This is a genomic window from Pseudomonas sp. Tul2A7 (genome assembly GCF_054790505.1).
This window is the reverse complement of record NZ_CP186499.1, coordinates 1,953,676-1,967,500: the sequence shown is the minus strand read 5'-3', so window position 1 is coordinate 1,967,500 and position 13,825 is coordinate 1,953,676. Positions and strand designations below refer to the sequence as shown.

Annotated in this window: 7 protein-coding genes and 3 rRNA genes (1 of these 10 cut by a window edge); 4 read left to right on the top strand and 6 right to left on the bottom strand. The window is 57.8% G+C overall.

The window, feature by feature from the left end; all coding sequences use genetic code 11:
- From ACOYXJ_RS08745 to rrf (ACOYXJ_RS08735), 3 genes are all read left to right on the top strand, one after another.
- Positions 1–1,676, top strand: a 23S ribosomal RNA gene (locus ACOYXJ_RS08745) (it extends 1,218 nt beyond the left edge of the window).
- 166 nt (positions 1,677–1,842) lie between these two features.
- Positions 1,843–1,958 (top strand): 5S ribosomal RNA (gene rrf / locus ACOYXJ_RS08740).
- 105 nt (positions 1,959–2,063) lie between these two features.
- Positions 2,064–2,179: ribosomal RNA gene (gene rrf, locus ACOYXJ_RS08735) — 5S ribosomal RNA — on the top strand.
- A gap of 71 nt (positions 2,180–2,250) precedes the next feature.
- Here rrf (ACOYXJ_RS08735) and ACOYXJ_RS08730 read toward each other — a convergent pair.
- The 4 genes from ACOYXJ_RS08730 to ACOYXJ_RS08715 form a co-directional block, all read right to left on the bottom strand.
- Positions 2,251–3,429: a PepSY-associated TM helix domain-containing protein gene (locus ACOYXJ_RS08730; RefSeq protein ID WP_460368993.1), complete on the bottom strand. Its 1,179-nt coding sequence runs from the start codon at positions 3,427–3,429 to the stop codon at positions 2,251–2,253.
- A 78-nt stretch (positions 3,430–3,507) separates the two neighbouring features.
- Entirely contained in the window at positions 3,508–6,012 is a 2,505-nt protein-coding gene (locus ACOYXJ_RS08725; protein ID WP_460368991.1) for a TonB-dependent siderophore receptor, read from the bottom strand.
- A gap of 88 nt (positions 6,013–6,100) precedes the next feature.
- On the bottom strand, positions 6,101–7,102 hold the full coding sequence (locus tag ACOYXJ_RS08720) for a FecR domain-containing protein (protein WP_460368989.1): 1,002 nt from the start codon (positions 7,100–7,102) through the stop codon (positions 6,101–6,103).
- Positions 7,102–7,602, bottom strand: a complete 501-nt coding sequence (locus ACOYXJ_RS08715) for a sigma-70 family RNA polymerase sigma factor (RefSeq protein ID WP_026000801.1) — start codon at positions 7,600–7,602, stop codon at positions 7,102–7,104. Before ACOYXJ_RS08715 ends, ACOYXJ_RS08720 begins: the two co-directional genes overlap by 1 nt.
- Before the next feature lie 304 nt (positions 7,603–7,906).
- Between ACOYXJ_RS08715 and ACOYXJ_RS08710 the strand changes: the two genes are divergently transcribed.
- The gene (locus ACOYXJ_RS08710; protein ID WP_077570036.1) at positions 7,907–9,787 is read left to right on the top strand and encodes a methyl-accepting chemotaxis protein; all 1,881 of its coding nucleotides are present in this window, start codon (positions 7,907–7,909) and stop codon (positions 9,785–9,787) included.
- Positions 9,788–9,934: 147 nt separating this feature from the next.
- Here the strand turns inward: ACOYXJ_RS08710 and ACOYXJ_RS08705 are convergent, their stop codons facing one another.
- Both ACOYXJ_RS08705 and ACOYXJ_RS08700 read right to left on the bottom strand, forming a co-directional pair.
- Entirely contained in the window at positions 9,935–10,402 is a 468-nt protein-coding gene (locus ACOYXJ_RS08705) for an SRPBCC family protein (RefSeq protein ID WP_150795236.1), read from the bottom strand.
- 22 nt (positions 10,403–10,424) lie between these two features.
- Positions 10,425–13,817, bottom strand: a complete 3,393-nt coding sequence (locus ACOYXJ_RS08700; protein ID WP_460368986.1) for a non-ribosomal peptide synthetase — start codon at positions 13,815–13,817, stop codon at positions 10,425–10,427.
- Positions 13,818–13,825 lie beyond the last annotated feature (8 nt).

The following is a 13,825-nucleotide window of genomic DNA, read 5'->3' as shown; positions in this document are numbered from 1 at the left end:
CTTGCTGGAGGTATCAGAAGTGCGAATGCTGACATGAGTAACGACAATGGGTGTGAAAAACACCCACGCCGAAAGACCAAGGTTTCCTGCGCAACGTTAATCGACGCAGGGTTAGTCGGTCCCTAAGGCGAGGCTGAAAAGCGTAGTCGATGGAAAACAGGTTAATATTCCTGTACTTCTGGTTATTGCGATGGAGGGACGGAGAAGGCTAGGCCAGCTTGGCGTTGGTTGTCCAAGTTTAAGGTGGTAGGCTGAGATCTTAGGTAAATCCGGGATCTTAAGGCCGAGAGCTGATGACGAGTTACCCTTTGGGTGACGAAGTGGTTGATGCCATGCTTCCAAGAAAAGCTTCTAAGCTTCAGGTAACCAGGAACCGTACCCCAAACCGACACAGGTGGTTGGGTAGAGAATACCAAGGCGCTTGAGAGAACTCGGGTGAAGGAACTAGGCAAAATGGCACCGTAACTTCGGGAGAAGGTGCGCCGGTGAGGGTGAAGGACTTGCTCCGTAAGCTCATGCCGGTCGAAGATACCAGGCCGCTGCGACTGTTTATTAAAAACACAGCACTCTGCAAACACGAAAGTGGACGTATAGGGTGTGACGCCTGCCCGGTGCCGGAAGGTTAATTGATGGGGTTAGCTAACGCGAAGCTCTTGATCGAAGCCCCGGTAAACGGCGGCCGTAACTATAACGGTCCTAAGGTAGCGAAATTCCTTGTCGGGTAAGTTCCGACCTGCACGAATGGCGTAACGATGGCGGCGCTGTCTCCACCCGAGACTCAGTGAAATTGAAATCGCTGTGAAGATGCAGTGTATCCGCGGCTAGACGGAAAGACCCCGTGAACCTTTACTATAGCTTTGCACTGGACTTTGAATTTGCTTGTGTAGGATAGGTGGGAGGCTTTGAAGCGTGGACGCCAGTTCGCGTGGAGCCATCCTTGAAATACCACCCTGGCAACTTTGAGGTTCTAACTCAGGTCCGTTATCCGGATCGAGGACAGTGTATGGTGGGTAGTTTGACTGGGGCGGTCTCCTCCTAAAGAGTAACGGAGGAGTACGAAGGTGCGCTCAGACCGGTCGGAAATCGGTCGTAGAGTATAAAGGCAAAAGCGCGCTTGACTGCGAGACAGACACGTCGAGCAGGTACGAAAGTAGGTCTTAGTGATCCGGTGGTTCTGTATGGAAGGGCCATCGCTCAACGGATAAAAGGTACTCCGGGGATAACAGGCTGATACCGCCCAAGAGTTCATATCGACGGCGGTGTTTGGCACCTCGATGTCGGCTCATCACATCCTGGGGCTGAAGCCGGTCCCAAGGGTATGGCTGTTCGCCATTTAAAGTGGTACGCGAGCTGGGTTTAGAACGTCGTGAGACAGTTCGGTCCCTATCTGCCGTGGACGTTTGAGATTTGAGAGGGGCTGCTCCTAGTACGAGAGGACCGGAGTGGACGAACCTCTGGTGTTCCGGTTGTCACGCCAGTGGCATTGCCGGGTAGCTATGTTCGGGAAAGATAACCGCTGAAAGCATCTAAGCGGGAAACTTGCCTCAAGATGAGATCTCACTGGAACCTTGAGTTCCCTGAAGGGCCGTCGAAGACTACGACGTTGATAGGTTGGGTGTGTAAGCGCTGTGAGGCGTTGAGCTAACCAATACTAATTGCCCGTGAGGCTTGACCATATAACACCCAAGCAATTTGCGTCGAAGAGACCAGATTGCGGTGTGTGAAGACGAAACGAACCGAAAGTTCGACTGCACTTAAAAAAGCAGCACAAAACACCGAAAGCTGTCACATACCCAATTTGCTGAAGCGAGGCCACTTGGCCACGATTCGGTACCCGAATTTCTTGACGACCATAGAGCGTTGGAACCACCTGATCCCATCCCGAACTCAGCAGTGAAACGATGCATCGCCGATGGTAGTGTGGGGTTTCCCCATGTGAGAGTAGGTCATCGTCAAGATTAAATTCCGAAACCCCAATTGCGAAAGCAGTTGGGGTTTTGTTTTAGTAGAAACATCCGTTTTTGCTGGCTTGTTACCGTGTTGACGGGCCAGATACAGAATTTCTTGACGACCATAGAGCGTTGGAACCACCTGATCCCATCCCGAACTCAGAAGTGAAACGATGCATCGCCGATGGTAGTGTGGGGTTTCCCCATGTGAGAGTAGGTCATCGTCAAGATTGAATTCCGAAACCCCTGTCTGCTAACGCAGACAGGGGTTTTGTCATTTCAGGGCCTGCAAAACCAATGATCAAACAGCTTTACGTACTTTGCTGATACGTCGAGCCTGCCATTTGCGCCACCAGATGTAGACGCCAGTCCCCGATAAGCCTGCAATCAAAATACCTAGCAACGCGATCATTACCTGACCTGTAACTCCAATGATCCGTCCTCCATGTATCGGTAGCTGCAACCGATAAAACTGCTCTCCCAACGTCCCCTGTCCTGCAATCTCCTGCCCTAACAAGCGCCCGTCCGTACCATGAAAGAACAACCAGGATTTGCCATGGGCTTCGGTGTCGTGCTGTCCAAATCCTGCGCCGTAGAAGTTGTACTCAAAGCTGTAATACAACTCCCCGATTGCCGCCGTCAGTCCTAACCTTTTCCCCTCCTGCAACGCCCTCTCATATGCCTTTTGATAGCTCAATTTCGTCACCCCCAACTCTGAGGTGGGCATTCGCCCTCTGGCTTCGTAGACGCTCGGCTCAATTGGCGAAAACAACGACACCGCAGGCTTGAACACCTGACTCGGCAAGTTCATGGCCACGCTGCTGACGGCGATTGGCAGCAGCAACAACCACAACCACAATCCTCCTGCGCGATGCAGGTCGAAATTCAGCCGATAGGCATGCCCACCCTTCACTTTCCAGGCTTTCGACCACTTCTTCCAGAACGGCTTTCCTCGCGGCAATGTCAGCCATAGCGCAACGAAGCAATCGATCACCCAGGCAATCGCAACCAACCCCATCAGCAATAATCCCCAGTTACCCGGCAATGTCAGGTTGTAATGAAACTCGAGAATGAAAGGGACAAAGTTCTCCCGCTGAAAACAGCACTCACCCCAGTACCGCTGACCCTTTTGCTCAGCATTCACCGGATCCAGATAGAACACCCGATTACGTTCATCGAACGGCTTGCCGGTTGACGGATCATTACGCGGGACCATTGCAAGCAACGCAGTGTGTCCAGCTTCACTCGGGTACTCCATGTACCAGACTTGCAACTTCGGATGTGCAGATTGCACCGCATCAACCAACTCGCCCGGTGGCAGGCGCAAACCCTGTGCAGACGCCGCATAAAACTGCGGATTCAACCATTCATCCAACTCATGATTGAACGCGAGAATGCTCCCGGTCACGCCGGCGAGTAGCAAGAAAATCGCGGTGGCCAAGCCGATATAACGGTGCAACAACACCAAAAACGCACGCATGAGAATTTCCCCATAGAAACGACAAAGCCAGCCCCTGAACATTCAGGGGCTGGCTTTTTTATGCACAGGACAAAAGGCTTAGAACTGGTAGCTGACCGTCGCCGCGACGTTGCGCTCTTCGCCCATGTAGCAGAAGTTCAGACTGGCGCAGGAGGCGACGTAGGACTCGTTGGTCAGATTGTTCGCATTCAGACGCACATCAACGCCCTTCAAGCCAACTTTGCCCAAGTCATAACCAATCGAGGCATCGAATAATGTGTAGGAGGGCACCTTCAGGGTGTTTTCCGCATCCGCCCAACTGTAGCCGACATAACGCATGCCGCCGCCGAGTCGCAGGCCATCGAGTGCCGCGCTGTCGAACTTGTAGTCCGCCCACAACGACGCCATATGACGCGGGGCCTGCGTCGGTGAGTTGCCTTTGTTCTCGATCACATCGGTCGGTGTGCTCAAGGTGCTGACCATCGACTTCGAGTATTCGATATCGGTGAAAGTGTAGCTGCCGAGTACTTTGAGGTTGTCTGTCAGCTGCATGTGCGCTTCCAGTTCCAAGCCTTGCGAGCGCACAGCGCCGACCGCGCGATAGAAGTTTTCCTGCGGCAGTTTGGTTGCCAGGTTTTCCTGATCGATGCGGAACAGCGACGCGGTGAACAGGTTGTCAGTACCCGGTGGCTGATACTTCAAGCCGACTTCCCATTGTGTTCCGTCGGTAGGAGCCAGCGGGTTACCGGCGCTGTCGGCGTAGGAGTTAGGGTTAAACGATTCGGAGTAGCTGATGTAGGGCGCCAAACCGTTATCGAACAGGTACAGCGCGCCGGCACGGCCGGTGAGTTTGGTGCGGCGATCATTGATCTCTGTGCCAACCGGACGTCCGGCCTCAGCGATACGGTTTTCGTCCGACGTCTCGACCCAGTCCTGACGCAAGCCCAGCGAGAAACGCCATTTGTCCATCTCGATCAGGTCTTGCAGATAAACCCCGGTCTGTTCCAGACGGCGCAGGTAACTGGTCTCGCCATACATGTCGATCGCCGAATTGCCGTACACCGGGTTGAACGCATTGATCGGTGCAAGACCGCCGCTGGTCCAGTCGACCACGGTTTTACGCCGCTGATAATCCGCGCCCATCAGCACAGTATGTTTGGTTGCACCGGTGAAAAATTCAGCCTGGAGCATGTTGTCGACGATAAACGCATGCAGACGCTCATCTCCGCCGGTGTAGTAGCGATTCAGCTCGTTGCTGGTCGGCGAGGTCCAGCCGTAGGCGTAGACCTGATCCATGTTCACTTTGGAGTCGAGGTAGCGGAAATTCTGCCTTGCGGTGAAAACATCGTTGAAGCGATGTTCAAACTGATAACCGAACGATTGCTGATCACGCGAATAACCATCGATGCCTGGCTCACCTTCGAAGAAGTGTGGCGAGATGCGGTTGCCATTGCGCTGATGGATCGTGCCTTCGGCCGGCACTCCGCCGTGGTAGCCACCGTCCGGATCGTGTTGCAGATAAGCCTGCAGCGTCAGCGAGGTGTCTTCACTGAAATCGATACTCAGCGTTGGTGCGAGAGCGAAGCGCTTTTCCTTGTTGTGGTCGAACTGTGTGTCGGACTGATCCGTTAACCCGGTCAGACGATAGGCAATACGCTTGTCGTCATCGACTGGACCGCTGAAGTCAAAACCGACCCCGCGCTGACCTTGCGTGCCGACCGTCGCTTGAACCTGATGGTAAGCCTCGTACAGCGGTTTCTTGCTGGTCAGCGCCACCAGACCACCTGGCGAACTGCGACCGTACAGCACCGACGAGGGGCCCTTGAGAATGTCCACGCGCTCAAGGAAATATGGGTCGACTTGCATGGTGCTGTAAGTGCCGCTGTCGCCCATCGACTTGAGGCCGTCGAGGTAGATGTTGTCCACCGAGCCGTCGTTGAAGCCGCGCATTGCCACGTAGTCATAGCGATGAGTCGCGCCGTACGGATTGGTCAGTACGCCCGGGGTGTAGCGCATCGCTTGCGAGACAGTCTGCGAACCCTGATCGTCCATTTGCTCGCGAGTGACTACAGACACGCTTTGCGAAGTTTCCAGCAACGCGGTACTGGTCTTGGTGGCGATCTGGCTGTGAGTGGCGTTGTAGCCATCCATGCTGCCCAATGCGTTGCCGAGGGCGAAGCCTTTAATGTCGGTGGTCGGCAGGGCCAGTGCTTCGGTCTCAGCCAATGTGCGCAGGATGTAACTGCTGCCGTCCTGACTAACCGCTTCCAAACCGGAGCCACCGAGCAAATGGCTCAACGCCTGATCGGTCGAATATTCACCCTGTACGCCCGGCGATTGCCGTCCTTGAGTTTGCTGCGGGGTCATCGACAACGTGATGCCGGCCTGACGGGCAAACTGATTCAGCGCCTCACCGAGAGGGCCCGCAGCCACGTTGTAGCGGTGGCTGACTGCACTGGCCGCGGGATTTGCCGCGATGCTCAAGGAAGGCATCACAACAACGCCCAGTGCAGTCGAAAACAGCGCAGCGCGAATAGCTTGGCGCAGCAATCCCGATTCGGCAGTGAAATTCGGAGAGTTCTTACAGGTGGCGCGGACAGTCATTGTAGGTTTCCGTAGGAAGTCGCAAACGCTTGAGTTGAAGTGCTTACTGACCAAGCCGGACTTGCTGCAAAAAACCGCCAAAAAAATTTCAGACCGCACGTTCCAGGGTCACCCACCAACGCGTGCGATAGCGCAATTGCACCGGCAACGTCTGCGGCAGAATCGCTAACAGCTTGTCGGTGTCTTCCAAACGGAATACGCCGGACAGACGCAGCTCCGCCACTTGCGGCGCACAGTTCAGAAAGCCCTGCCGATAACGCGCGACTTCCGCGAGAAAGTCGCCCAGACGCATATTGCGTGTGACGATCAAGCCGTCGATCCAGGCGCCAGCATCCATATCCAGCGTCGGGGCCGGGCGTACCTGATGGCGGTCGATCAGATAACTTTGCCCGGCGAGAGCTTCTACCGAAGTGCCGCCGGCGTGGATGGCAACCTGGCCATGGGTGACGCTGAGCCGTGTGCAATCATTGTCCTGACGCAGGATGAATCGGGCATGGACCGGCTCATAAGTGCCGTGACGGTTTTGTACCCGCAGCGGCCGATCAGACGGTGCGCCCTCGTCGGCGCCACCACACGTGACGATGATTTCACCGCGAGTCAGTTTGATCAGGCGCTGTTGCGCGGTGTAATCCAGATCCACCGCGCTGGCAGTGTTCAACTCGATCCGGGTACCGTCCGGCAACTGGAAGCCGCGCCGCTCGCCCGTCGCGGTGGCGTAATCGGCACTCCATTGCTGCCACGCGGCATTGTCCTTGGCCAGCCAGGCGGCGGAACCCATCAGCAATGCACCAGACAATAGCTTCAACGCCTGTCGCCGGCCCAGACCCTGCGCACTGTTTTCAAGGGTGTTGAACGCCACTTGCGCACCGGGCACTGCGCGCAGGTTGTTGCTCAGTTCGGCTTGCAGCGACTGCACCCGCTGCCAGGCCAATTCATGTTCATGGTGTTCGGCGCGCCACTGTTCACACTGGCGGTTCAGGCGCGGGTTGCCGTGATTGTTGCGCAGTCGCAACAGCCAGTGAATGGCCTGCTTGACCACCTGTTGCTGCGGCTCGGTGCGGCGGCTCAGAGAAAGATTATCCACAGGCATCAGCTTTCGTACCGCAGCACATAACAGTGATACAGCGCATCGGCGACGTAACGTTCAACCGAACGTAACGACAGGCCCATCTGTTCGGCGATCTGCTTGTGGGTCAACCCTTCGCACTGCGCCAACAGAAACGCCTGACGCACTTTCGGCTTCAGTCCTTCAAGCATCCGCGCAATGCTCTCGAGCAGTTCGATCACCAGCGCCCGGGCTTCGGCACTCGGTGTTTCGGCTTCGGGCAAATGGGCGATGGTTTCCAGATAGGCACGTTCGATTTCCTCACGGCGCCAATGATCGATCACCAGCCCACGCGCAATCGTGCGCAGGAAGGCGCGAGGCGCTTTGAGTTCGAGACGTTCGGTGCGTTGCAGCAGGCGGACGAAGGTGTCCTGAGCCAGATCGGCTGCATCCGCCGCATTGCCCAGCCGTGCGCGCAGCCAAGCGTTAAGCCAGCCGTGATGACTACTGTAAAGCGCCTGTACTGCAAACTCAGGTGAGGACATGAACGCGAACGTCACAAATGATAATTACTCGCATTGTCATCAAGGGTTACGAAATTTGCAACTGCCACCCGAACATCAGCCCTGAAAAACATCGGGGAGAACGCTCTGGCACGCCGTTCGGCGGGAATCCTTCAGAAATGCCATCCATTTCCCGCTCAGCCCTAAGATTTCTCCGACACGTGCCGACAGACTGGTGAGACATGCGTGCACCAAAGTAGAGCAGCCAGAAGAACGCTGCCTGCGCTGTACATGGAATGTTGCATCCGGAACGCATCCCCACTTTTCGCATAAGAAGTCCCATGAAATGAATCTCAAGTTCAGCCATAAAATCCTGTTGGCCGCCTCGGGCGTCGTGGTCCTGGCGTTCGCGCTGTTCACCCTCTACAACGATTATCTGCAGCGAAACACCATTCGCCAGAACCTTCAGTCCTCCGTGCAGCAGGCCGGTGATCTGACCGCCAGCAGCGTGCAGAACTGGATGAGCGGGCGGATTCTGGTGCTGGAAAACCTCGCGCAGAACGTTGCCCATCAGGGTAAGGACGCGGACTTCCCGGGTCTGGTCGATCAACCAGCCTTCACCTCGAACTTCCAGTTCACCTACGTCGGTCAGGCCAACGGTGTGTTTACCCAGCGCCCTGACGCGAAGATGCCGGACGGCTACGATCCACGTCAGCGCCCTTGGTACAAGCAAGCGGTTGTCGCCGACAAAACCATGCTGACGCCGCCGTACATGGCCGCTGTCGGTGGCCTGGTAGTGACCATCGCCATGCCGGTGAAAAAGAACGGCGAGCTGCTCGGTGTGGTCGGTGGTGACCTGAGCCTGGAAACCCTGGTGAAGATCATCAACTCGGTCGACTTCGGTGGCCTTGGTCATGCGTTCCTGGTCAGTGCCGACGGTCAGGTGATCGTCAGCCCGGACAAAGATCAGGTCATGAAAAACCTGAAAGACATCTATCCGAACACCAGCGTACGCATCGAGAAGGGCAACCAGAACGTCGTGCTCAATGGCCAGGAACGCATTCTGTCGTTCACTCCGGTCAGCGACCTGCCGAATGCGCAGTGGTACATCGGTCTGTCGATCGATCGCGACAAGGCCTACGCCGCACTCAGCCAATTCCGCACCTCGGCACTGATCGCGATGTTTGTCGCCGTGGCCGCGATTGCCTTGCTGCTAAGCCTGTTGATCAACGTGTTGATGCGTCCGCTGACCACCATGGGCCGTGCGATGCAGGACATCGCTCAGGGCGAGGGCGACCTGACACGTCGTCTGGTGGTCGAGAGCAAAGACGAGTTCGGTGAGTTGGGTAGCGCGTTCAACCAGTTCGTTGAACGAATTCATGCGTCGATTTCCGAAGTGTCGTCGGCAACCCGTCATGTGCATGACTTGTCGCAACGCGTAATGGCTTCGTCGAACGCCTCGATCGTCGGCTCTGACGAGCAAAGCGCACGTACCAACAGCGTGGCTGCCGCGATCAACGAGTTGGGCGCCGCCACTCAGGAAATCGCCCGCAACGCCGCCGATGCTTCGCAACACGCCAGCGGCGCCAGCGAGCAGGCCGATGACGGGCGTCAGGTGGTCGAGCAAACCATTCTGGCGATGACCGAGTTGTCGCAGAAGATCAGCCTGTCGTGCACGCAGATCGAAACCCTGAACGCCAGCACCGACAACATCGGCCACATCCTTGATGTGATCAAAGGCATTTCGCAGCAGACCAACCTGTTGGCGCTCAACGCCGCGATTGAAGCGGCGCGTGCCGGTGAAGCCGGACGTGGTTTTGCCGTGGTGGCGGATGAGGTGCGTAACCTTGCCCACCGCACGCAGGAGTCGGCAGAAGAGATCCACAAGATGATCACTTCGCTGCAGATCGGTTCGCGTGAAGCGGTGACTACGATGAACGCCAGTCAGGCGTCCAGCGAGCAGAGCGTGGAAGTGGCCAACCAGGCCGGTTTGCGTCTGGTCAGCGTGACTCAGCGCATCGGTGAAATCGACGGGATGAACCAGTCGGTGGCAGCGGCGACCGAAGAGCAGACCGCCGTGGTGGAAACCCTCAACGTCGACGTTAACCAGATCAACCTGTTGAACCAGCAGAGCGTCGCCAACCTCAACGAGACGTTGAAGGATTGTGATGCACTGTCGCAGCAGGCTAATCGCCTGAAGCAACTGGTCGACAGCTTCAAGATCTGATTTTTCAGATTGGAGACCGCGTTATCGTTCTTCGCGAGCAGGCTCGCTCCCACAAATTGACCGCGTTCCTACAGAAGGAATGCAATCAAAATGTGGGAGCGAGCCTGCTCGCGAAAGCGGTCTGACAATCACCGCAAAGCCGAAGTCTTAAACAAACAGCTTCAACACATTCCCCATCGCATCATCCGCAAACCCCTGCACAAACTCCTTGAACCCCGGCAACGCTTCCTCACCCCCCGAAGCAGGCTCGGCAATGATCGTCCACGTCGCCCGGGACTTGCCTGCGCCCAGCGACTCCACATTCATCGCCGCCCACAGATTCGCCACCCCCAACGTGTTGTAAATCGTCGTCCAGGTCATGCTCCGCGCGTGCTCATCGCGGGAGTTGAGTTGCTCAACCACCACGTTGCCATCCTTGAAGCATTTCTTGCGCAGCGAGGACACACCTTCGCCGATTGTTTCGATGTGCGACAGCGCCGGAATGAAACGGTCGAAACCGCCGAAGTCGCCGACCACCGCCCAGACTTGCGCCGCGTCCGCCGGTACTTCCACTGACGACACAACGTGGCAGCCATGCGGGTTTTTAATCAGGGTGTCCGGTTGCAAATTGCTCATGGTGTTGCTCCTTTTTGATGGATCAGATGAAGTTGATTTGTTTCAGGTAGTCGCAGCCGCGACGCAGCAGCGCCGGGGATTTCTGCGGGTAGTGCGCGCCCATCTGCTGCACGCCGGCCTCGGCGTTGGCGTGGCCGATCAGGGAGATGTCGCCGATGTCTTCTTCGAAGCCGTTGAGGTAGAAACCGAGCACGCCGAACAGCGCGTTGTCGGCGTCTACCCGGCCCAGTTGCTGCTGCCAGTCGGCGACGCTGACCAGCGCGAATTCGCTGCCGGTTTCACGGAACGAAGCGACATAGGCGTCCCAGCTCAGCGGCTCGGGGTTATGCAGGTTGAACACCGCCCGCTCGGGTGAATAACGACTGGCGTGGAAGGCGATGAAGCGGGCAAGAAAGTCCACCGGCATCAGGTCGAAATTCAGCGCGAAGGCCGGCACCTGGCCGAGCTGGATCGAGCCTTTGAGCATCAGCATCAAGCGGTTTTTGTGCGGCTGACAAACGCCGCTCAAGCTGTTGAAACTGATGTTGCCGGGGCGATACAGATTGACCCGTACGCCGCGTTCCCGCGCCCGTTCGAGGATGCGTTCGCCGACCCATTTCGACAGGTTGTAACCGTTGCGGATGTAGATCGGTGGCGTCAGCGCGGCGGGCAGTTCCAGCACCCGTCCCGCATCATCGACCGTGCTTGAAGCCGACAGCGTCGAGACGAAGTTGAAGACCTTTTTGCTCTGCCCTTCGCACAAGCGCAGCAGCGCGAAAATCGGTTCGACGTTGTCCGCCGCCAGCGACTCGTAATCGAGAACGTGATTGACGTTGGCGGCGTTGTGCACCAGCGCGCCGAACTCGCGATCCAGGCGTCGATAGTCCTCGTCGTTCAAGCCCAGTTGCGGACGGGTAATGTCTGCCGCGTAAACGCGCACCCGGCTCAGATCCAGATGCTCCAGACGGTTTTCCCGCAGTGACTCGGCAAAGCGTTGCGCCGCCGTTTGCCCGCCGCCATCGCGCACCAGACAAGCGACTTCGCTGGCGCCCCAGCCGAGCAGCGCCTCAACGATGTGCACGCCGACAAAACTGTTGGCGCCGGTGACGATGACCCTGTGCACATCGCCCATGCGGCTGATCGGCAGCGGTTCGATTTCCAGCGCACGCTCGGCGTCGGCCATGGCTTGGGCGCTGAGCACCGCGCTGTCATCGGTGCCGCGCACCAGCGTGGCGAGTTTGATGATGGTCGGCAGTTCGATGAAGCGATTGATCGAAATGCTGCGACCGAATTCCTCACGCAAACGCAGCAACATGCGCGACAGCAGGATCGAGTGGCCACCGAGATTGAAGAAGCTTTCGTCGGTGGATATATCGCTGTTAGGCAGCTCCAGCAACTCTGCCCAAATTTCCAGCAGCAGCGCTTCGTCGGCATTCGCCGGCAGGCATTTTGGCCCGCTGGCCTGCACGCTCACTGGCAGTTGCAGCAGCGCTTTACGGTCGACCTTGCCGTTGCTGGCGAACGGCATGCTCTGCAGTTCAGTCCACGCCACCGGTTGCATGTAGTCGGGCAAAAACTGCCGGGCGTGGGCCTTCAGTGCTTCGCGCGCGGTGTCCGATTGCGGCTGGGCAAGGAACGCCAGAATGCGCCGCTGAGTGTCGATCACCACTGCGATTTGCCGGTACAACTGGCTCTCACGCAGGCAGCGCTCGATCTCTTCCGGCTCGACCCGGAAGCCGCGAATCTTCACCTGATTGTCGCGCCGTCCACACAGCTCGATACCGTGCTCGCCCCACCTGGCCATGTCGCCGCTGCGGTAGGCGCGCAACGTTTGGCCGTCCGGCAGATTCAAGGTCAGATAACGCTCGGCGGTCTGCTGTGGATTGTTCAGATAACCGAGGCAGACGCCGGGGCCGACGATGAACAATTCGCCGACAGTGTTCTGCGGCACCGGTTGCAAATCATCATCGAGAATCAGCACCTGACTGTTGGCGATCGGCGCACCGAGGCTGCGGTTGCTGTCACCCGGTGTGAGCTGGCGTGCGGTGATCAGCACCGTGGCTTCGGTCGGTCCGTAAAGGTTGTGCAGCGTGCCCTGGCGGGTCAGTTGCTCGATGACGAACGGCTCGCAGACATCGCCGCCGGTCATCACTTGCACGCCCTCCAGTTGCTCTAGCGGCAGGATGCTCAACAGCGCCGGCGGCAGGAAGGCGTGGGTCAGTTGCCGGCGGCGGATCAGCGCGACCAGTTGCAGCGGATCGCGCCGTTGCGTGTCGTCGGGCACCACCAGTTCGGCGCCTTCGAGCAGGGTCGGGAAGATGTCGATCAGTGATGAGTCGAAGCTCAGCGATGAGAACTGCAAGACCCGACTTTCTGCCTGCAACTGCACGTAATCGGCGTACCACGCGGTGAAGTGCGCAAGATTCGCCTGACTGAGCAAAACACCCTTCGGATGCCCGGTGGTGCCCGAGGTGTAGAGCGCCATGCACGGTGCGTCGAGTTCAGGGCGGCGGCGCATCAGCGGGTGGCTGAGATCTGCCTCGGCGCTGTCGATACAACTGACATCCAGCCCTGCCATTGTTGCGCTCAGTGGATGCACGCCATCATGCAGCAACAGCACTGCACCGGCGTTTTGCAGTATGTATTGCTGGCGCTGCAACGGATGACTCGGCTCCAGCGGCAAATACACCGCACCGCTGCCGAGGATCGCCAGAATCGAGGCGAACAGCGCCGGGCTTTTCGGCAGGCAGATGCCCACCACCCACGGTCGCGGATGTTGCTCGAGCAAGGGCTGCAAACGCTGCTGGATCGCGCGACCGTGGGCGTGCAATTGCCGATAGCTGATCGACTGTTCGGCGAGGTGCAGCGCCGGTCGTTCGGCATGACGGATCAGGCTCTGTTGCAGGCGCTCGATCACTGGGAGCTGGGCCTGCTTCAACAGCGCCGGATTGGCCGTGTCATTGAGGCGGTGGACGTACGCCAGGCTGTCGAGAAACAGCAGGTTTTCCATCCGCTCGAAATCCGGCGCAGGCACAGATACGGCCCGCTGAAGATATTCCGCATCGCGGGAGAAGCGGCTGACCAGCAGCGCCACTTCGTCAACCACCTGCGTCAGCACCCTTTGCCGCAGAGCTTGACCGTTACCGGACGGCTCATCGCCGATCGGTACGCGGCTGATCAGTGACGAACCAAGAAAACACAGCAAATCGAGTGTCGGCAAACCGGCAGGGCTCTGCACGCCAACCCCCAAACGCAGATGCAGGTGCGGGATGGCGCAGAAGTCGCCAGCGCCAATGAAGCCATCGTCGATGATCAAATCCACCGTCGATGCCGCAACGCCGCTGCGCTGTAATGAGTGACCGTGTTGTTCGAGTTCCTGCGCCAGGTCGGTCATGGCCTGGCTGGCGCCAATCAGCAAAATGTCGAGACGTTTCATGTCGGCCT

Excerpts from the sequence above, each read along its gene's own strand:
- ACOYXJ_RS08710 (WP_077570036.1), top strand. The coding sequence starts at position 7,907 with ATGAATCTCAAGTTCAGCCATAAAATCCTGTTGGCCGCCTCGGGCGTC.
- ACOYXJ_RS08725 (WP_460368991.1), bottom strand. The coding sequence starts at position 6,012 with ATGACTGTCCGCGCCACCTGTAAGAACTCTCCGAATTTCACTGCCGAA.
- ACOYXJ_RS08705 (WP_150795236.1), bottom strand. The coding sequence starts at position 10,402 with ATGAGCAATTTGCAACCGGACACCCTGATTAAAAACCCGCATGGCTGC.
- ACOYXJ_RS08730 (WP_460368993.1), bottom strand. The coding sequence starts at position 3,429 with ATGCGTGCGTTTTTGGTGTTGTTGCACCGTTATATCGGCTTGGCCACC.
- ACOYXJ_RS08700 (WP_460368986.1), bottom strand. The coding sequence starts at position 13,817 with ATGAAACGTCTCGACATTTTGCTGATTGGCGCCAGCCAGGCCATGACC.
- ACOYXJ_RS08720 (WP_460368989.1), bottom strand. The coding sequence starts at position 7,102 with ATGCCTGTGGATAATCTTTCTCTGAGCCGCCGCACCGAGCCGCAGCAA.
- ACOYXJ_RS08715 (WP_026000801.1), bottom strand. The coding sequence starts at position 7,602 with ATGTCCTCACCTGAGTTTGCAGTACAGGCGCTTTACAGTAGTCATCAC.